Source organism: Frisingicoccus caecimuris (assembly GCF_004340975.1).
GTDB classification, from domain to species: Bacteria; Bacillota; Clostridia; order Lachnospirales; family Lachnospiraceae; genus Frisingicoccus; species Frisingicoccus caecimuris.
Genome location: NZ_SLXA01000017.1, coordinates 1 through 20096, shown reverse-complemented (window position 1 = coordinate 20096; position 20096 = coordinate 1). Strand labels below are relative to the sequence as shown.

The following is a 20096-nucleotide window of genomic DNA, read 5'->3' as shown; positions in this document are numbered from 1 at the left end:
TAAAAAATTCTCCTCGCTGAAACCGTTTCAAGGTTTCCGTGAGGAGAATTTTTTTGGATTTAGATTCCGTCAGCCAGATTTTTATTGGCGGTGGCCAGCATAAGTTTAATACGGTTGATCTGGTTGACCTCGCTGGCGCCCGGATCGTAGTCGATGGCTACGATATTGGAGCCCGGATATGTATTTCGAAGTTCTTTAATAACGCCTTTTCCAACAATGTGGTTCGGCAGACAGCCAAATGGCTGCGTGCAGACAATATTGCCGGCGCCCTGATGAATCAGTTCGATCATTTCACCGGTCAAAAACCATCCTTCACCAGTCTGATTGCCGATTGAAACGATCGGTTCAGCATATCTGGCAAGCTCTTCGATTTTTGCCTGTGGATGGAAGTGACGGCTCTTTTCAAGTTCTTTGCGGGCTGTTTTGCGAACCGCTTCCAGGGCTTTAATAGCTGCATTGCCCATCACGGCGCCTTTCTTGCTCTTCCCAAGTTTTTCGTATTTAAAGTTACTATTATAAGCACTGTACAAGAAGAAGTCCAAAAGGTCCGGCATAACGGCTTCAGCACCTTCTTTTTCCAATAGGTCTACCAGATAGTTGTTGGCAGAAGGAGAGAATTTGACAAGAATTTCTCCAACAATGCCGACTCTTGGCTTTTTCAGGTTTTCATCAATCGGAAGTTGGTCGAAATCACGAATAATACCCTGAATATTCTTTTTAAAGCTGTTCCGATTCTTTCCTGTGATGGAATCAATACAAACCTGCTGCCAGTATTTGTGGAGACGGTCTGCTGATCCCGGATAAATTTCATAAGGACGCATCCGGTAAAGTACACGCATAAATACGTCGCCGTAAACGATAGCCTGCATCGCCCCGATCAGCAGCTTCGGGGTGAATTTCAACCCCGGATTGGATTCAAGTCCTGCAGCATTGATGGATACGACCGGAATCTGGTGCATGCCTGCATTTTGAAGCGCACGACGGATAAATCCGATATAGTTGGTTGCGCGGCAGCCGCCGCCGGTCTGGGTCATGGCGATGGCAACTTTATTTAAATCATATTTGCCTGAGAGCAGTGCTTTCATAATCTGGCCGATAACGCAGATGGAAGGGTAGCAGGCATCATTATTAACATATTTTAATCCGATATCGATGGCTTCCTTATCACAGTCAGGAAGCAAATCCACTTTCAATCCATTATACCGAAGGGCTTCGATCAATATGTCAAAATGAATCGGTGACATATTTGGTGCGAGGATTGTATAATCTTTTGCCATTTCCTCGGTAAAGATGATTCGGTCATGAGCGCTGGAATGAATCTCTCCATGAATATGTTTCTGCTCGCGCATGCGGATCGCTGCGATCAGTGAACGAATACGGATACGCGCTGCTCCCAGGTTGCTGACCTCATCAATTTTCAGGCAGGTGTAGAGGCGCCCCGAACCGGTAAGGATATCCTTTACCTGATCGGTTGTTACCGCATCCAGACCGCAGCCGAAGGAGTTGAGCTGAATCAGTTCCAGATTCTCCTGAGTCTTAACAAACTGGGCCGCCTTGTAAAGCCGTGAATGGTACATCCACTGGTCAGAGACAATGAGGGGACGCTCAATCTCAGCCAGATGGGAAACACTGTCCTCAGTCAGTACGGCGATACCATAAGAGGTGATCAGCTCCGGAATTCCGTGATTGATCTCTTTATCGATATGGTACGGACGTCCGGCAAGGACGATACCCTTCATGTTGTTGTCACGCAGATATTTGATCGTTTCTTCACCCTTATCTTTCATATCCTGACGGGCGTTGGACAGTTCGGCCCAGGCAGCTTCGACGGCATCTTTGATCTCCTGAGGACGAATGTCCGTTGTTTTACAGAATTCTTCCGTCATTCTCTGGATAATATGATCCTTATTATCCAGGGAGAGGAATGGATTCATGAAGTTAATATGTTCGGAAACCAGTTCTTCCACGTTGTTTTTAATATTTTCCGAATAAGATGTAACGATCGGGCAGTTATAGTGGTTGTTGGCGCCTTCTACCTCGTCGCGCTCATAAGGAATGCTCGGATAGAAGATGAAGTCCACACCATTTTTGATCAGCCACATGATATGCCCATGTACCAGCTTAGCCGGATAACATACGGATTCACTCGGAATAGATTCAATGCCCAACGTATAAATATTGGCAGAGGATTGCGGACTTAATACGACCTGATATCCCAGTTTTGTAAAGAAAGTAAACCAGAATGGGTAGTTTTCGTACATATTCAGTACACGCGGAATTCCAACTTTACCCCGGCTGGCTTTGTCCTCGGTCAATGGTTCATACTGGAAAATGCGTTTGTATTTATAGTCAAATAAATTCGGAATATTACTGTCGGCTTTAGCTTTTCCGATACCAACTTCACAGCGGTTGCCGGTAATGAACTGGCGTCCGCCGCTGAAACGGTTAATGGTCAGGTGACAACTGTTTGTACAGCCTTTACACCGTCCCATAGAGGTGGTGTACTTCAATGCGACCATTTTATCCAGTGAGAGCATGGTGGATTCAGTTCCATCATAACGTTCTCTGGCAATGAGAGCCGCGCCAAAGGCGCCCATGATACCGGCAATGTCCGGGCGGACAGCGTCCCGTCCGGCAATACGTTCAAAACTCCGAAGAACGGCATCATTATAGAAGGTACCACCCTGAACAACGATTTTTTCGCCCAGATCCTTCGGGTCTGTAAGTTTAATAACCTTTAAAAGGGCATTTTTAATAACGGAGTAGGCCAGCCCGGCAGAAATATCACCCACTTCTGCGCCTTCCTTCTGCGCCTGTTTAACATTGGAGTTCATAAACACTGTACATCGTGAACCCAGATCGATTGGATTTTCAGCAAATAAAGCCATTTTAGCAAAATCTGAGATTTCATAATTCAGAGATTTGGCGAAGGTTTCGATAAAAGAACCGCAGCCGGAGGAGCAGGCTTCATTTAAAAGTACGTTATCTACCGTATTATTTTTAATTTTAATACATTTCATGTCCTGACCGCCGATGTCCAGAATACAGTCAACCTCCGGTTCAAAGAAGGCGGCGGCATAGTAGTGGGCCACGGTCTCAACCTCGCCCTCATCCAGCATAAAGGCAGCTTTCATCAGAGCTTCGCCGTAACCGGTGGAGCAGGCGCGGACAATTCGTGCGCTGTCGGGAAGCAGCTTTTTGATTTCTTTTATGGCGCGAATCGTTGTATTCAGCGGACTTCCGTTATTATTGCTGTAGAAAGAATAAAGGAGTGTTCCGTCCTCACCGACAATGGCCACTTTTGTTGTGGTGGAACCGGCGTCGATACCGAGGAAACAGTCGCCCTCATAATCCTGGAGACTTCCCTTTTTAACCGCATGTTTATTGTGACGTTCTGTGAAGGCGTCATAGTCGGCCTGATCTTTAAAGAGTGGCTCCATGCGTTTGGACTCAGCCTCGATTTTAATATCCGAAGAGAGCAGGGCAATTATCTCATCCAGTGTCTGGCTTTCCGTATTGCTGTCGTTCATGGCAGCGCCCATCGCGGCAAAAAGATGAGAATTTTCCGGTGCAATAATATATTCTCCAGATAAATGGAGTGTCCGGATAAAAGCTTTCTTTAATTCGGAAAGAAAGTGAAGCGGGCCGCCAAGGAAGGCCACATGCCCCCGGATTGGTTTGCCACAGGCCAGACCACTGATGGTCTGGTTAACGACGGCCTGAAAAATAGAAGCCGATAAATCGGCTTTCGTGGCACCATCATTAATTAATGGCTGAATATCGGATTTGGCAAAAACGCCGCAGCGGGCCGCGATCGGATAGATCGCCTCGTAGTCTTTCGCATACTCGTTCAGGCCGGAGGCGTCCGTCTGAAGAAGTGATGCCATCTGGTCGATGAAGGAACCCGTACCGCCGGCACAGATACCATTCATACGCTGTTCGATATTTCCCTGAGAAAAATAAATGATTTTCGCATCTTCACCGCCAAGCTCAATTGCCACATCGGTCTTTGGTTCAAAATACTGGAGGGCAGTGGATACGGAAATAACTTCCTGAACAAAAGGTATATTCATCGGTTTAGCGATGGACATACCGCCGGAGCCAGTGATCATACCGTGAATATTCACATTGCCAAGGGCATTTTTAGCTTTGATGATCAAGTCCAGAAGTGTTTCACGGATGTTTGCAAAATGACGCTCATAATCCGAGAAGACGACTTGATTTTTGTCATCCAGACAGGCAATCTTTACGGTTGTTGAACCGATATCAATTCCTAATCTATATGTAGTATTCATGTAATTCCTCCTAAGAGTTTCTATATAAAATATATATTCTTTGTCGAATGTATTATAGTACAACCGGACGAAAAACTCAATACTCTCTTTGGCAGGATATCATACACCTTTTTCTGGAAAACAGCATAGAATAAATAAAAAACAGGTGGGCTTATGAATTATTTTGTGCGGCGTCAGGACAATGAATACGGAAGATGTGACGGGATGTTGCATGAGATTAAAGAAAGGGACACTTTATATAAGGTATCCCGTCTGTATGGCGTGACTTTAGAAGATTTAATGGAAAAAAATCCCACAGTGGATGTTTATAATCTGAGGATTGGTGATAAACTATGTATACCAGTAAAACACATACCTTATATTATCCAGGGTGGGGATACTCTGGACTGGCTTCTGGAACATTTTAACCTGGATTATGAGACCTTCCGAAACGCCAATCCCCAAATGAAACCGCTGATGCTGACAGAAAACGATGTGGTCTATATTCCGGATACGGAGGGGTAAAGGGCGGCAGTGTGGGCGGTAAGTGCCGGTTGACAAAAAACCCGGCTTTTACTATAATAAAACTAATTGCAAAACAGGAAAAGAAAGGGGCAGCTTGTATGCGGCAGCCCCTTTCATATTCACAGAAAGGGTTTTATATGTCATTATTAGATAAGATGGAACGTAAATTTGGAAAATATGCCATTCCGAATCTGATGCAATATATCATCATATTATACGTTTTGGGGATGGTTCTGCGCATTGCAACACCAGGGGTCTATGAAACCTATTTTATGTTGGACGCCAGTCAGATCCTGCATGGTCAGGTATGGCGGATTTTTACCTTTTTGCTCCAGTCGCCGTCAAACAACCTTCTGTTCTTTATTATTACGTTGTATTTTTACTATATGATCGGCAGTGTGCTGGAGAGAACCTGGGGGAGCTTTAGGTTTAATGTCTATTATTTTACCGGAGTGATCGGCACGGTACTGGCGGCAATCTTTATTTATCTTATTACCGGACGGGTCTATTATCTGGATACAACGTATATCAATGCATCGCTGTTTCTGGCCTTTGCTTTTGAATATCCGGATATGGAAGTACTGCTCATGTTCATTCTTCCGATTAAGATGAAATGGCTGGCTTATATTGATATGGCGTTGTATGCCTACAGTCTGGTTGTGGGCAATTGGGGAACACGGATTGCCATTATTGTGTCACTCTTGAACTTTATTCTGTTTTTTTCATCCATTATACGAAAAAAAGGCTATTCGCCAAAGCAGGTTCATCGAAAGATGACTTATACAAAAGCTGTCAACCAGGCGAAAAAGTCGGCGACCCATCATAAGTGTGCCGTCTGCGGGCGTACGGAAGAAGATGATGAGACATTGGAATTTCGTTATTGTTCTCGTTGTAATGGCAATTATGAGTATTGTCAGGAACATTTATTTACCCATCAACATGTCAAGTAATTCAGGTGATTTTATGAAATGGTATAAAAAGCTTTATTTGGGGGAATCCATTAAACAGGCGAAATGGGTCCGTTTTCAGATTGCTTTCGGGAAAAAACCAAAAGGATATTATTGTATTTCCCTGTCAAATTGTCCGAAAAACCTCCTGGATATTTATCCAAGCCAGTTTTTAAGAACACCGGATATGAATACGGATGGAATTTATATTGTTGGACTGGCTTCCGATAAAGCTGAAGCCTTTGATGTGGTCAGAGATATTATTGAAGATGTATATGTCCATACCCGCGGTTTTGATATAAAGAGGTATTTGGGTATTACGGTATAGAGGTGTTGATGTGCTACATATCATTCTGTTGATTTTAAAAATACTTGGATGTATCATCCTGGGAATTCTGGCATTGCTTTTAGCCGCGGTGCTGATTGTCCTTTTTGTTCCTTTTAAATATGAGTTTTCGGCGGCATACGATGGAAACCCCGAAGCATCAGGAAAACTTTCCTGGTTATTTGGGGCGATTAGGGTCTGGGGAGAGTTTAAGGATAAAAAGCTTCGGGCCAGAGCTTCGGTTTTATGGTTTCGCATTTTCAGTATGGACGAAACAGCGGATACTCAGACCAATGATGCGCCGGAAGAAACTGAGGAATCTTCTGTTTCAGCAGAACTTCCTAAGTCACCGGAATTGCAGGAAGCCGAATCTCTGAAAAGCGAGCCGGCGGAATCAGAAAGACCGGAACCGGAAAGCCCGCCGACAGCAAAGCCTGAAGCAGATATTCCGGCAGATCATTATGAAGCAGATCTCCCGGAAGCCAAGGTCTCTCTTGATGAAAAGACCGGGGGGCCGGAAAGGAAAGGACGAAAGTCAAAGCGATCGAAACGGGTGGAGAAGCCTCCAAAGGTGAAAAATAAACCCGGATTGTTTGAACGTTTGGAAAAGTGTTTTGAACACATTAGTAAGAAATATGATGCGCTTATGCATAAGAAAGAACTGGCTGAGCGGTTCTGGAACGCAGATTTTACTCAGGGCAGTATTGTTTTTGGGAAAAAAGCAATCGCATCACTGTTTCGCCATGTACTTCCGAAAAAGATTTCGGGGAATATTCATTTTGGCTTTGAAAAACCTTCGGATACAGGAAAGATTCTCGGATATGCCAGTATGCTTTATGCATGGTATGGCGACAGCCTGACATTACAGCCGGATTTTGAACAGGCTGTTCTGGAAGGAAAGATTGATATTCGAGGTTCTCTTCGCCTGTATATTTTCCTTTACTGGGGACTTCGAGGACTGTTAAACAAAGATTTAAGAAAATTATTGAGATTTATAAAGCATTTTAAAAGTAAGGAGGAAACCTTATGGCAGTAAATACATTCAGTACATCCGTTCAGTCTTTATTCGATGGTATGAACGGTATTCTTTCAACAAAATCGGTTGTGGGTGAACCGATTACCGTCAATGACACAATTATCATTCCATTAGTGGATGTCAGTTTCGGAATGGGAACGGGTTCGACTGCTTCAGATTCAAAAAAGAAAGATGCATCTGCAGGAGGATTGGGATGCAGTATGGATCCGTGTGCCGTTCTTGTTATCCGCGGTGATGTGGTGCGTATCATACCAGTAGAGAGTCATCAGTCGCCGTTTATGAAGCTGATCGATATGGTTCCGGATATTATGAATCGCTTTGCAAAAGGGGATCCGATGGACGATGTCAAAGTGGCCGAACAGGTCAACACAATCGTTGAAGATAACTAGCACTTTTTTTGCATCAGATGCATAAAATATAAAGACCAATACTATGGGGAGATGCTTATGAAACGCATTATAGGATTTATAATGTTCTGGGTAGCTGTAGGAATGACGATTATGATGTTTATTGATTCGGCTCTCCTGAGCATCTGTCTCATTCTGTTTTTTCTGGTTTTGAGTTATAATTTTTTCTGCTGCAAATAAATAAAATACGACAAAAGATAAGGTGAAAATATGAGTGTATCAAAGATAAATTTTAATGACAGCAACGAGGCCTATATTGTTGTTGAACCGATCAGTGACATTGACAAAGGAGATTTTAAGATCTATCTGGATTTGGACAGCCCGTCCTTTTTAAAATGTGAGTTTGAAAATGGCAAAGCATTTACATTATATTATGGCTATGGAAAACGAATAACTTTAAAACAGTTTTTATCCCACGTAGTGGAAAAAAATGAAGCCATTAACTTTTTAAAGTCACTGACAATGGCTTATATCGAGGCCGAAGGATATGGGATGAATACGGATCATATTCTTCTCGGTATCAACAGCGTTTTTTTTAATGAAGAAAACGGTCAGGTATCCTGTGTGTATGTACCGGTCAAGAAAGGGGTTCTTCCGACCAGACCGCTTCGGCTTTTCCTGAAGGAAATGCTTGTTAATATTGTTTACAGTGAAGAGGATGATATGACATGGCTTGGAAATACAATCCGTTATATCAGTCGGAACAGACAATTTTCTTACCAGGATTTCTATGAATTTTTGCAGACTCAGGAAGAATTGGACGGAAAACCAGTCTCAGAGGCAGAACCTGAGACAGCTCAGGAAGAAGCAATGGAACCGGAAACTGAACAGGAAATGACAGCGGAAGATGACTTAAGTGATCTGAAATCTGTCCTTGAAAGCATTCCGGCGGCGGAAAGTGTAAATGCGCTGAAGTTTGATTCAAAAGAAGAGACGGAAATTAAACCGGAAGAGACAGCAATGGAAATGCCGATGGAAGAACCGGAGAAAAAGAGTCTGGAAGAACCGGTGGAAGAACCGGAGGCGGTGAATGATGATCTTGCCCGGAGTCAGAATGTAAGCAGGACAAGAGGCGTGCTCCTGCGTCGGAAAAATCAGGCAGTTCATGTTCTGGAACAGCCGGAAGTACGTATTGGTAAAGCTGCGGCAAATGATATTTGTATTAATGATAACCCGGCGGTCAGCCGTGTACATGCAATTATCAGCCAGTTTGATGGTGACTATGTGATTCAGGACAATGGTTCAACAAATCATACTTTTGTCAATGGTATTATTTTGAATGGCAGTCAGGAGAAAACGCTGGCGGACGGTGATCGGATTCTACTTGGAAATGAGGAATTTATTTTTAAAATTTGTGAAATGTAAAAAGAAAAAGGGATATTCTTTTTGCCGTAAGGCAGGGGATATCCTTTATTTTTCTGAAAACAGATAAAGAAAAAAGGCAGCATGATTGCTGCCTTTCATAACCTCATTAAGCTCTTTCAACGGCACCGGACCGTAAACAGGAAGTACATACGTACATCTTCTTTGGTGTTCCGTTGTCGTTTACCTTTACTTTCTTAATGTTAGATTTCCACATTTTATTGCTTCTTCTATGTGAATGAGACACTTTGATTCCAAAGTGTGCTGCTTTTTCACAAACTGCACATTTTGCCATCGCCTGCCACCTCCTTAAAAGATGATATTAACCCTACAGGTTTACAACAAATCAATTCTAACAGATATTTTCCACAATTGCAAGTAAAGATTTATAAATAATGTCAAAATAAATATTTTCTTTTTTATGGAAAGCGGTTATAATATAACATATGAATATAGAATTGGAGGTTCTCGTTATGAAAGGGCACTTAAATAAAGAAGGTGGCACTGTTGCCATCGATTTAGATGTTATTTCCAGATATGCTGGCTTGACAGCCATCGAATGTTTTGGTATCGTTGGCATGGGAATGATTAGCATGAAAGATGGTCTTACCAGACTTCTTAAAAGAGAAAGCCTGACCAAGGGTGTAGAAGTGACCATCAATGATGATAATCAGATTAATATCCGTTTCCATGTGATCATTGCTTACGGCGTAAGTATTGCAACCGTTGCTGATAACTTAATGAACAATGTGAAATACAAAGTAGAGCAGTTTACTGGAATGGAAGTTGGCCGAATCGATATTTTTGTCGAAGGCGTTCGAGTGATTGATTGACATTAAGGAGGAACCAGCAGTGGTTATGAATACGATTGATGCGAACATGCTGAAAAAAATGTTCTTGTCAGGAGCACAGCGTTTAGATTCAAAAAAAGAATGGATTAATGAATTAAATGTATTTCCTGTCCCGGACGGAGATACTGGAACAAATATGACGATGACGATCATGTCGGCTGCCAGAGAAGTTCAGGCAATCGAGACACCGACGATGGAAAATCTTGCAAAAGCAATTTCTATGGGAGCATTAAGAGGCGCCAGAGGAAATTCCGGCGTTATCCTTTCACAGCTTTTCCGGGGATTTTCAAAAGAAATCAAAGAAGCAGAAGTTATTGATGCACAGATTCTTGCTTCCGCCCTGGAACGGGCAGCTGAGACGGCCTATAAGGCGGTTATGAAGCCAAAGGAAGGTACGATCCTGACAGTAGCCAAAGGAATGTCCACAAAGGCGCTGGAAGTGTTTGAAGAGACAGACGACCTGGTGGAAGGCATTGCCCGGGTTTTGGAATACGGTGATTATGTTCTGAGTCAGACTCCGGAAATGCTGCCGGTATTGAAACAGGCCGGTGTTGTAGATTCAGGCGGTCAGGGACTTATGGAAGTACTCAAAGGTGCTTATGATGGTCTGCTCGGAAAAGAAGTGGATATGTCTTCAGACTTTAAGCCGGCAGCGAAGGTTGTCGTTCCGGACAGTGATATTGATACGGCGGATATCAAATTTGGTTATTGTACCGAATTCATCGTTATGTTGGAAAAACCATATACACAGGACAGGGAGAATGAATTTAAAGCATTCCTTTCTTCGATTGGCGACAGTATTGTATGTGTCAATGACGAGGACATCGTTAAGGTTCACGTACATACCAATGATCCTGGCCTGGCGATTCAGAAAGGTTTATCCTATGGTTCTCTGACCAGTATGAAGATTGATAATATGCGTGAAGAACATAACGAAAAAGTGATTAAGGATGCTGAACGTAAGGCAGCAGAGCAGAAAGCGGCTGATGCTGCGGCGCCGAGAAAAGAGGTCGGTTTTATCGCGGTGTCCATCGGCGAGGGCATGAATGAGATTTTCAAAGGTCTTGGCGTGGATTATATTATTGAAGGCGGTCAGACGATGAATCCAAGTACGGAGGATATCATGAACGCTGTTGATAAGGTCAACGCAGATACGATCTATGTTCTGCCAAATAATAAAAATATTATTCTTGCGGCTGAACAGGCCAGATCTTTAGTAGAAGATAAAAAACTGATCGTCATTCCATCAAAGACCGTACCGCAGGGAATTACGGCGGTTGTGAATTACATTGATGGTGAGAGCGCAGAGGCGAATGCGGAGCATATGGTTCAGGAGATGGCCCGGGTGAAATCCGGTCAGGTGACCTATGCTGTCAGAGATACGGTCATTGATGACAAGACGATTACCGAAGGCGATATTATGGGAATCGGCGATTCGGGTATTCTTTCTGTGACACAGAGTGTTGATTCAGCCACAGCGGAATTGATTGATGCCTTAGTGGATGAAGAATCGGAACTGATCAGTATTTACTATGGGGAAGATGTTGCAGAGGAAGATGCGGAGGCGTTGGCTGAGCAGATTGAAGAAAAATATCCGGATGTGGATGTGGAACTTCAGAATGGCGGACAGCCGATTTACTACTATGTACTTTCTGTAGAATAATAAAAATAATCAGGGAATGTCTCCGAAAGGCGGCATTCCTTTTTTTGAAACGGTTTTAGAGGTGCGGTATGAAAATCACGGATTCTGTCCGACGTCTGAAAGGTGTCGGAGATAAAGTGGAAAACAATTTAAATAAACTGGGTATTTTTACGGTGGAAGATCTACTGGAATATTATCCGAGAGCCTATCAGACTTATGATGTACCGGTGGACGTCAGCGACATTATACCGGGGAAACATCTGGCTGTCAGAGGAGTTCTTCATCGGAGTCTTGTGCGGATTCCCGGTGGTCATGTGGAGAAAACTGCTGGCACACTGGTCGATGGCGATACCCGCCTTCAGCTTCTGTGGTATCGGATGCCTTATTTAAGAAAACAGGTGATAGCGGGAAAAACTTATATTTTTTACGGTGTTGTAAAAAATAAAAATGGACAGTGGACGATGGAACAGCCGGAAATCTATGAACCGGAAGCCTATGAGAAAATATGTTCAACGATACAGCCTATTTATTCCTTGACCGAAGGTGTGCATCAAAAGCTGATTGGGAAGCTGGTGCGGCAGGTGCTGGAGGAAAAGACGCTTTTTCAAGATTATCTTCCGGAAAAACTCCGTATGGAATTTCAACTGGCCGAGTATAATTTTGCTCTGCAAAATATTCATTATCCAAAAAATCAGGAAACGCTGACTCTGGCACGCCGCCGTCTTGGCTTTGATGAGTTTTTTCTGTTTGCTCTGGCAATTCGTCGGATGAAAGCATCCAGAGAACGGTCAGAAAATATTCATCCGGCCTCAGACAGGACTTGGGCAGAACAGTTTATCGGATGCCTGGAGTATCGTCTGACAAATGCTCAGCTCAGAGCATGGAAGGAAATTTCAGCAGATTTTTCCGGACCACATGTGATGAATCGTCTGCTTCAGGGTGATGTGGGGTCTGGAAAAACGGTCATTGCCCAATTGACGCTCTTAACTGCAGTACAGGCCGGATATCAGGGATGCTTGATGGCGCCGACAGAGGTATTGGCCAGACAGCACTATGAAAGTTTTGTGAATGATTTTGAAAAATTTTATCAAAAAACAGGGATATGTCTCCGAATCGGACTTTTGACTGGTTCTATGAAGGCAAAAGAAAAGCGGGCGGTTTATGAAGCATTGGAAACCCATGAGATTGATATTCTCATCGGCACACATGCGGTCATTCAGGAAAAGGTTCATTTTCATGATCTGGGTATGGTCATTACCGATGAACAACATCGTTTCGGCGTGAGTCAGCGGGAATGGCTTTTTGGAAAGGGGAGTCTGCCTCATGTACTCGTTATGAGCGCCACGCCGATTCCTAGAACTCTGGCGATCATTCTTTACGGAGATTTGGATATATCCGTCATCGATGAGCTTCCGGAAAAACGAAAGCCGATTAAAAATTGTGTGGTGGATCCGGGATATCGGCCAGCCGCTTATCGCTTTATTGAAAATCAGGTCCGTCAGGGCCATCAGGTGTATATTATTTGCCCGATGGTGGAAGAAAGTGAATTTATGGATCTGGAAAATGTTCTGGATTATACAGAAAAAATACGAAAAATCCTTCCGCCATCGATTAAAGTGGCATATCTTCACGGAAAAATGACAGGAACCCAAAAGGATGAAATCATGGAACGTTTCCATCGCCAGGAGATTCAGGTCCTCGTCTCCACGACTGTTATTGAAGTTGGAATCAATGTACCCAATGCCACAGTCATGATGGTGGAAAATGCGGAACGATTCGGCCTTGCTCAGCTCCATCAGCTTCGCGGCCGCGTAGGCCGGGGCGATGACCAGTCGTACTGTATATTTGTTCAGTCCGGAAAAAGTGAGAGTGCGAAAGAACGTTTAGAGATTCTTGTTAAATCCAATGATGGCTTTAAAATTGCCAGTGAAGATTTAAAGCTCCGTGGTCCGGGAGATATGTTTGGATTGCGTCAGAGTGGTCTGATGGATTTTCATATTGGAGATTTATATCAGGACAGTGACCTTTTACAGGTGGCCGGTGATTGTGCAAAAAAATATGAAAATCAAATTCCGGAAAACCTGGAACGGCGCATGGAACGCTATATGCGTCTTGCGGGTAACGATGTGATTCTCTAAAAAATTCCAGAGTATTTGAACGTGGATAGCACATACTAGACTTGTAGCTACAAAGGAAACCAATGAACTAAGAATTTGAAACGGAGGAATTTGCTATGAGCAGAAGAAGTTCTAATACTCCTGAAGTACCCCAGGCAAAAAATGCACTTGACCGATTTAAATTTGAGGTGGCCAATGAAATCGGCGTTCCTTTAAAGCAGGGCTATAACGGCGATCTGACTTCCCGTGAAAATGGCTCTGTCGGTGGCGAAATGGTTCGTCAGATGATTCGGAGACAGGAAGAAGAAATGGCAAACCGTCAGTAATTGAAGAAGCCGTGAATGTTGCGGAGAAACCTGGAGATAAGTGGTCGTATTTTGCGGCCACTTTACTCTATGTGCAATATAAGAAGAAAAATTTACAAAAATCCCAGGGATTCCCTTGACAAATTGTAGAAACATACTAAAATTATAAACAGTTAAGTACGAAGGATGGTTATCTTATGCGAGTCATAGCTGGAAAAGCCCGGCGTATACAATTAAAAACTGTTCCCGGGATGGATACGAGACCCACGACTGACCGGATTAAAGAGACACTGTTCAATATACTTCAACCGGAGCTATATAGTGCTCGCTTTTTAGATTTGTTCAGCGGAAGTGGGGCCATCGGCATCGAAGCTTTAAGCAGAGGATGTGAGATGGCTGTTTTTGTTGAAAATAACCGGAATGCTGTAAATTGTATCCGGGAAAATCTAAATGCCACAAGACTCTCCGATGACGCTGTTGTTATGCAAAAGGACGTATTTATAGCACTGCAGCAGATGGAGAATGAGGGGAAATGTTTTGATATTATTTTTATGGACCCGCCCTATGACCATTTTTATGAAAAGAGGGTGCTGAAACAGTTATCCGGTTCACGCCTGCTTCATAAGGATACGTTGATCGTGGTCGAGGCGAGTATGGAAACTGACTATTCATACATAGAGGGCTATGGTTATGCCGTTGTCAGAGAGAAAAATTATAAAACAAACAAACATATTTTCCTGAAAATAAAATAATATAACCGAGGATACAAAAATGAAAAGAGCAATTTATACCGGAAGTTTTGATCCGGTGACTTATGGACATCTGGATGTTATCGGTCGTTCATCCCGTATGGTGGATGAATTGATTGTTGCCGTACTGAAAAACAGTGCAAAAACTCCATTGTTTTCTGTAGAAGAACGTGTTAAAATGTTAAAAGAAGTCACAAAAGATATGCCGAATGTATCTGTTACTTCTTTTGAGGGGCTTACCATTGATTTTGCGGATGCAATGGATGCCCGTATTATCGTGCGTGGACTTCGCGCAATTACGGATTTCGAATACGAACTCCAGATGGCACAGACAAATCGAATTGTAAATCCAAAGGTGGATACCATGTTTTTGGTGACCAGCGAGGAATATTCATATTTGAGCTCCACAATCTTAAAAGAAATTGCCAGATACGGGGGAGCTTTGGACCGTTTTGCTCCGCCATGTATTATTGAAAAGGTCAAGTCAAAATACAATATAAAAGGAGAATAATGATGAGTAGAATCGAGCAGTTAATTGATGAAATTGAAGAATTTGTAGAGAGCTGTAAACCACAGCCTTTTTCTCAGACAAAGATAATCGTACCAAAGGATGAATTATTTGAATTATTAACGGAATTAAGGTTGAAAACTCCGGATGAAATAAAGAGATATCAGAAAATCATTGCAAATAAAGATAAGATCATCAATGATGCCCAGGCTCAGGCTGAACGTATGCTGGAAGAAACAACAGCTTATACAAATCAGCTTGTAGAAGAGCATCAGATTATGCTCAAAGCTTACGAGCGCGCTGAGGAAGTACTGAATGCTGCTAATGCTCAGGCTGAAGCTACGATCAATGAAGCGAACGCCAACGCTGAGGAGATTCGGATGAACGCTCTTCAGTATACAAAGGAACTGGTAGATAATCTTGAGAATATCGTGAGCGGTGCGCTGAGCGTTTCTCAGGAACATTCCCGGGGACTGATCAATGGTCTCTCCTCAAGTCTTCAGGTGCTTAAAGAGAATCAGGAAGCTCTGGCCAGCCAGTTAAATGTACCGACCATTTCGGAAGAGCCTCCGATCTATACACCGGAAAATGCCGATCTTTCATCGGATGATGACGATGACGAAGACCTTTATTCGGATGAGGATTATGATGACGAAGAGGTCGAGGAAGAAGCGGATGATGACGACGATTTCGACTATGATGATATCGACTGATTTTTGTGTTTATTGATTTATCATATACATGACAGAAACAGCTATAGCGCAGGCTATGGTTTTTTCTGTCATGTATTTTTTTATGGATAAACCACTTCCGGCAATCATGCTGTTTGTCTGGGCCATTACAGAAAGACCTCCAAAAGAAATGATTCCTGTCGTTAAATATATTTTGATTGTCATGGGTATGGGCTGGGCGGCAACTATCTGGATGCCAGTCGTCATTTCGAGAAGTCCGGAGAGAAGCCCCTGAGCTGTTCCCGGAAAGAAAGAAAGGCGTTGGATAAAGGCGGCGGCTACGGAAAAAATAAGGATATAACTGGATACATTGATAATGATTGAAAAAGTGTCACGGATGACCTGATCCAGTAAATTTTTTTGTATTGTAATTCCTGACGGAGTGTCCTTTAAACATGACGGGATGTTTTCAGACGTAAGAGAGCCTCGGTACAGTATCCTGTCCATGAAAGTGAAAAGCAGACCGGTGATCAGATTTCCGATGATAATAGCGATATACATACGGAAACCCAGGAATGGCGCACCAAAACAGTGCAGTCCTATAAAACTGATCATATAGGCCGGACTCGGATTGTTGCAGATCAGAAGCAGAGATTGGCCGGAAAGGAAGCCAGTGGACGGACCATGCTCAGCTGCTACTTTAGCCCCGAGAGGATAGCCGGAAAGAAAACCAATCAAAATAGATAAATACTGATTGGCTGGTCGGCGACCTGCCAGATATTTAAAGAGGGTTGTCAGAAGAATGAAGGGATAGAGAGCCGGAAGGACCTGACCGGCGATCAAAGAGAGACCATTTTTAACACCCGAACCGGTGATTTCGGGAAAACAAAGACATAAGAAAAATATCAGGAGACAGAGGACCATGAACAACACCGTTTTTGTTATAGGCTATGTCTCCTGAAATTATAATATGATAATTTCCTGATTAAATTCATTTTTTAAAGTCTGACCAAATTTTATCTGGAGAGCCGTTCGGTAGTAATCGGCTGCACGGATGTCGGCTTCCATAAGATGACACCCATTGTCGGACAGATGTTTTGGATAAGAGGCCATTTTCGTTATGAGCGGTATCGATGTATTTTTCTTCAAATATCCAAGGAGAGGCGAAGCTTTCTCCCTAAATCCAAGAATCCGTGCGTAATAGGCAAAACCATCGGTTTTAGCCTGAATCAAAGTATCTTTGCGCAGCTCCAGGAGGATATGAGCGGCACATCGGCACAGCCGGCTATAGGTACAGGATTTGTTTTTTGTTTCTAAAAGAAAATCATCTAAAGTCCGATACTGCTTAAAATAATGTATCATACGGTTGGAAATTTCTTCGGTAACATCTGCGTATTGATTTAAATTCGGAGCAGAACGAAGAAATGCTGAAGCGAACATGGCGGAAAAATCCTCTGGCATCAGAGGAAAATCCTTATTAAAATGTGTTTTTATGATTTCCTGTGTACCGTCCGGGAGACTGAACCATGGAGCCGATGGGGTTATGTCCGGGAAGGCCTTTCGTATAGCAGAAGCGGAGGCAAAGGTCCGGTCAGTTTTTTTGCTGTGATATCCTTCGCCTTTTCTGCGGACAGGTATGGGCCGGATGGAGGAATGGGTTTTTCTGAGTGCCGTTATATATTCCAATGCAAGAATATTGTTCGGCATCGCCAAAAGTTCGGGCGTTTCGATGAAACTTTCCAGGGCTTTGGCCCTGGCGGCCGCGTAGGAAAGACCAGACTTTAAAGCAACGAAAAGATTTTCTCTGAAGGATTTTGGCTCTTCCAGAAGAACGTCTGCAGCGGTTTCAATCCATTCTAAATGCTTGGTTTCACTTTTTTCTGTCTCACATCCGAAACAGAGAGTATCCACACTGTTTAAAGCATTCAGATGGGCGACGGCGCCTTCGGCAAATATCTGAGCGCTTCCGGTGGCATAATATACGGGCAGTTCAAGAATCAGGTCCGCACCGCCCATGAGAGCGGCTTTGGCCCGCAGGTGCTTTGGCATCCAGGCTGGTTCACCGCGTTGGGTAAAATCGCCGCTCATGATAACAATAATATAATCTATGTTCTGTTCATTGCGAAATGTTTCAATCTGATATTTATGTCCGTTGTGAAACGGATTATATTCGGCAATAATGGCTCCGACTTTCATATCTTCCTCCAGGGGCATTGATTCATTGTTATTATAACACCTATATTGAGAATATGCTCCAAAAAAAATACAAAAATTCATGTTAATGTCTAATAAAATTACTTGTTTTGAACTTTTAACTAGTATATAATAATAATGATCAGAGAAAAAATAAACATATTATAATATGAAAGGGGTATTCATCATGGGATTTATTGATGGCATCAAAACACGCGCAAAAAACGACATCAAGACAATTGTTCTTCCAGAGTCTTACGATATGCGTGTGATCGAAGCAGCAAGCAAGATTGAAAAAGAAGGCGTAGCCAAAGTTATTTTGATCGGTGACCCGGAAGATATTGCTAAATCCGCTGCAGGTTATGACTTGACAGGGGTTGAAATCGTTAATCCAGAAACTTTTGCCGGACTGGACGACTTTATCGTTCATTTCTATGAACTTCGTAAGAGAAAAGGTATGACATTAAATGATGCAAGACGTATTCTTACATCCAACTTTTTATTTTTCGGTGTTATGATGGTTAAAATGGGTTATGCAGACGGTATGGTCGGCGGCTGTACAACACCTACAGCAAACCTTCTTCGTCCATCTCTGCAGATCCTTAAAACTGCTCCGGACAGCAAACTCGTTTCCGCATTCTTCGTACTGGATGTGCCAAACTGCGAATATGGTGCTGACGGTGTGTTCATCTTCTCCGATGCCGGTCTGAATCAGAATCCGAATTCCGAAGAACTTGCACATATCGCTTATGATTCAGCAAAGACATTTGAGGCATTGATCGGCAAAAAACCGATCACAGCTATGCTTTCCCATTCCACAATGGGTAGTGCAAGCCATCCGGATGTTGATAAGGTTCAGAATGCTGTTGAATTTGCTCATAAAGAATATCCGGAACTTCTGGTTGATGGTGAGTTCCAGCTTGATGCGGCTATCGTTCCTGAAGTGGGACAGCAGAAAGCTCCTGGCAATGAAATCGCCGGACATGCAAATGTTCTTATTTTCCCTGACCTGGATGCAGGTAACATTGGTTACAAACTTGTTCAGAGACTTGCCAAAGCAGAAGCTTACGGACCAATCACACAGGGTCTTGCAGGTCCTGTTAACGACTTGTCCCGTGGCTGCTCCGCAGACGATATCGTTGGTGTTGTAGCAATCACAGCTGTACAGGCTCAGATGGCAAAATAATCAGAATTACAGGATTGGGACCGGCAAGAGATTGCCGGTCTTTTTTGACGACACTCGTCAAGTAAAAACACTTGACATTACTTAAAAATAATTATTGACAAAATATTCTCTCCTATGTATAATTAGTGAGGTATGGAGTTAGGAGATGTCTATGTTTATTAATATTTCAGAGCTTATTTCTACACCATTAAAAACTGAGACCTTTACTGTTCCTGTAGATATGGATTTTTATGAGTTGCAGGGCGACCGTTTTCCGTTTCGGGAGAAGGGAAAGCTTATTCTGACTATATCCAATGCAGGAAATCGCAAAGTTCATCTGGAAGGTCAATGGCAGGGAAGCCTTGGTATACCATGCGATCGGTGCCTGAAGGAAGTGGTTGTGCCGTTTCACGTTGAACTGGATGAAACGGTGGATTTATCCCCGGAACGTCAGGAAGATGCGGCAGATGACAGTTATGTGGAAGAAAATAGCATTAATACGGACGCTCTGATCGATCATGAAATTTTAATTCGTTTTCCGATGAAGACATTATGCCGTGAAGATTGCAAAGGTATATGTCTGAAATGTGGAAAGGATTTAAACCATGGAGAGTGCGGCTGCGACAGGGCCTCGTTAGACCCCAGAATGGCTGCCATTCAGGATATTTTTAAGAATTTTAAGGAGGTGTGATCCATGTCCATTTGTCCAAAGAATAAATCATCCAAAGCAAGAAGAGACAGCCGTAGAGCTAACTGGAAGATGAGTGCTCCAGCTTTAGTTAAGTGCAGTCATTGTGGCGAGCTTATGATGCCTCACAGAGTATGCAAAGCTTGTGGATACTACGATAAGAAATCTATCGTTGAAGTTCAGTAATTCATTAAACAGGATTGAACAGAAGACAGGAATGAATTTCCTGTCTTTCTTTTTTATGGGCTTTAGCCTGTTGAACCGGTTTGAGTTTTTCTGGGAAGAAAAATGAAAAGCGGTGAAACAATAAACCGCCTGCTATGCGGGCGGA

The 20096-nt window shown here is 43.0% G+C and carries 21 protein-coding genes; 17 read left to right on the top strand and 4 right to left on the bottom strand.

The genetic code is table 11. From position 1 onward, the window contains the following. Positions 1-59: 59 nt before the first annotated feature. Positions 60-4295 carry a 2-hydroxyacyl-CoA dehydratase gene (locus EV212_RS12290; protein WP_132093927.1) on the bottom strand — a complete coding sequence of 1412 codons (4236 nt, stop codon included), beginning with the start codon at positions 4293-4295 and terminating at the stop codon, positions 60-62. 153 nt (positions 4296-4448) lie between these two features. On the opposite strand from EV212_RS12290, the gene EV212_RS12285 reads away from it, so the two are divergent. The 7 genes from EV212_RS12285 (at position 4449) to EV212_RS12260 (ending at position 8879) form a co-directional block, all read left to right on the top strand. Further along, positions 4449-4799: a LysM peptidoglycan-binding domain-containing protein gene (locus EV212_RS12285; RefSeq protein WP_132093924.1), complete on the top strand. Its 351-nt coding sequence runs from the start codon at positions 4449-4451 to the stop codon at positions 4797-4799. A gap of 137 nt (positions 4800-4936) precedes the next feature. Then, entirely contained in the window at positions 4937-5749 is an 813-nt protein-coding gene (locus EV212_RS12280) for a rhomboid family intramembrane serine protease (protein WP_132093921.1), read from the top strand. Between the two features lie 13 nt (positions 5750-5762). Further along, complete coding sequence (locus EV212_RS12275) at positions 5763-6074, top strand: hypothetical protein (protein WP_132093918.1); 312 nt, start codon at positions 5763-5765, stop codon at positions 6072-6074. A 10-nt stretch (positions 6075-6084) separates the two neighbouring features. Then, positions 6085-7107, top strand: a complete 1023-nt coding sequence (locus EV212_RS12270; RefSeq protein WP_132093915.1) for a DUF2953 domain-containing protein — start codon at positions 6085-6087, stop codon at positions 7105-7107. Further along, the gene (locus EV212_RS12265) at positions 7098-7496 is read left to right on the top strand and encodes a GerW family sporulation protein (protein WP_132093912.1); all 399 of its coding nucleotides are present in this window, start codon (positions 7098-7100) and stop codon (positions 7494-7496) included. Before EV212_RS12270 ends, EV212_RS12265 begins: the two co-directional genes overlap by 10 nt. 57 nt (positions 7497-7553) lie before the next feature. Next, the gene (locus tag EV212_RS13515; RefSeq protein WP_165873375.1) at positions 7554-7694 is read left to right on the top strand and encodes a hypothetical protein; all 141 of its coding nucleotides are present in this window, start codon (positions 7554-7556) and stop codon (positions 7692-7694) included. 30 nt (positions 7695-7724) lie between these two features. Then, positions 7725-8879, top strand: coding sequence for an FHA domain-containing protein (locus EV212_RS12260; RefSeq protein ID WP_132093909.1), 1155 nt, complete (start codon positions 7725-7727; stop codon positions 8877-8879). Between the two features lie 106 nt (positions 8880-8985). Here EV212_RS12260 and rpmB read toward each other — a convergent pair whose 3' ends face one another. After that, positions 8986-9171, bottom strand: coding sequence for a 50S ribosomal protein L28 (gene rpmB, locus EV212_RS12255; RefSeq protein WP_132093906.1), 186 nt, complete (start codon positions 9169-9171; stop codon positions 8986-8988). A gap of 178 nt (positions 9172-9349) precedes the next feature. Here rpmB and EV212_RS12250 point away from each other — a divergent pair, with 178 nt between their 5' ends. The 7 genes from EV212_RS12250 to EV212_RS12220 all read left to right on the top strand — a co-directional run bounded on the left by EV212_RS12250 (position 9350) and on the right by EV212_RS12220 (position 15761). Then, on the top strand, positions 9350-9709 hold the full coding sequence (locus EV212_RS12250) for an Asp23/Gls24 family envelope stress response protein (protein WP_132093903.1): 360 nt from the start codon (positions 9350-9352) through the stop codon (positions 9707-9709). 19 nt (positions 9710-9728) lie between these two features. Further along, a complete protein-coding gene (locus EV212_RS12245; protein ID WP_132093983.1) occupies positions 9729-11390 on the top strand; it encodes a DAK2 domain-containing protein in 1662 nt (553 codons plus the stop codon). A 68-nt stretch (positions 11391-11458) separates the two neighbouring features. Beyond that, positions 11459-13507 carry an ATP-dependent DNA helicase RecG gene (gene recG, locus EV212_RS12240; protein ID WP_243115557.1) on the top strand — a complete coding sequence of 683 codons (2049 nt, stop codon included), beginning with the start codon at positions 11459-11461 and terminating at the stop codon, positions 13505-13507. Between the two features lie 95 nt (positions 13508-13602). After that, entirely contained in the window at positions 13603-13812 is a 210-nt protein-coding gene (locus EV212_RS12235) for an alpha/beta-type small acid-soluble spore protein (RefSeq protein WP_132093900.1), read from the top strand. A 176-nt stretch (positions 13813-13988) separates the two neighbouring features. Continuing rightward, positions 13989-14543, top strand: a complete 555-nt coding sequence (gene rsmD / locus EV212_RS12230; protein ID WP_132093897.1) for a 16S rRNA (guanine(966)-N(2))-methyltransferase RsmD — start codon at positions 13989-13991, stop codon at positions 14541-14543. A 19-nt stretch (positions 14544-14562) separates the two neighbouring features. Further along, on the top strand, positions 14563-15051 hold the full coding sequence (gene coaD, locus EV212_RS12225) for a pantetheine-phosphate adenylyltransferase (RefSeq protein ID WP_132093894.1): 489 nt from the start codon (positions 14563-14565) through the stop codon (positions 15049-15051). Between the two features lie 2 nt (positions 15052-15053). Beyond that, positions 15054-15761, top strand: a complete 708-nt coding sequence (locus EV212_RS12220; RefSeq protein ID WP_207669118.1) for a hypothetical protein — start codon at positions 15054-15056, stop codon at positions 15759-15761. 9 nt (positions 15762-15770) lie between these two features. On the opposite strand, the gene EV212_RS12215 is transcribed toward EV212_RS12220, so the two are convergent. Then, positions 15771-16643, bottom strand: coding sequence for a hypothetical protein (locus EV212_RS12215; RefSeq protein WP_132093891.1), 873 nt, complete (start codon positions 16641-16643; stop codon positions 15771-15773). Between the two features lie 39 nt (positions 16644-16682). Continuing rightward, positions 16683-17915, bottom strand: coding sequence for a tRNA(Met) cytidine acetate ligase (locus tag EV212_RS12210; protein ID WP_165873374.1), 1233 nt, complete (start codon positions 17913-17915; stop codon positions 16683-16685). A 184-nt stretch (positions 17916-18099) separates the two neighbouring features. On the opposite strand from EV212_RS12210, the gene pta reads away from it, so the two are divergent. The 3 genes from pta to rpmF all read left to right on the top strand — a co-directional run bounded on the left by pta (position 18100) and on the right by rpmF (position 19951). Continuing rightward, positions 18100-19098, top strand: a complete 999-nt coding sequence (pta, locus tag EV212_RS12205) for a phosphate acetyltransferase (protein WP_132093885.1) — start codon at positions 18100-18102, stop codon at positions 19096-19098. A 151-nt stretch (positions 19099-19249) separates the two neighbouring features. Beyond that, positions 19250-19768: a YceD family protein gene (locus EV212_RS12200; protein WP_165873373.1), complete on the top strand. Its 519-nt coding sequence runs from the start codon at positions 19250-19252 to the stop codon at positions 19766-19768. Positions 19769-19771: 3 nt separating this feature from the next. Then, entirely contained in the window at positions 19772-19951 is a 180-nt protein-coding gene (gene rpmF, locus EV212_RS12195) for a 50S ribosomal protein L32 (RefSeq protein ID WP_132093879.1), read from the top strand. Positions 19952-20096 lie beyond the last annotated feature (145 nt).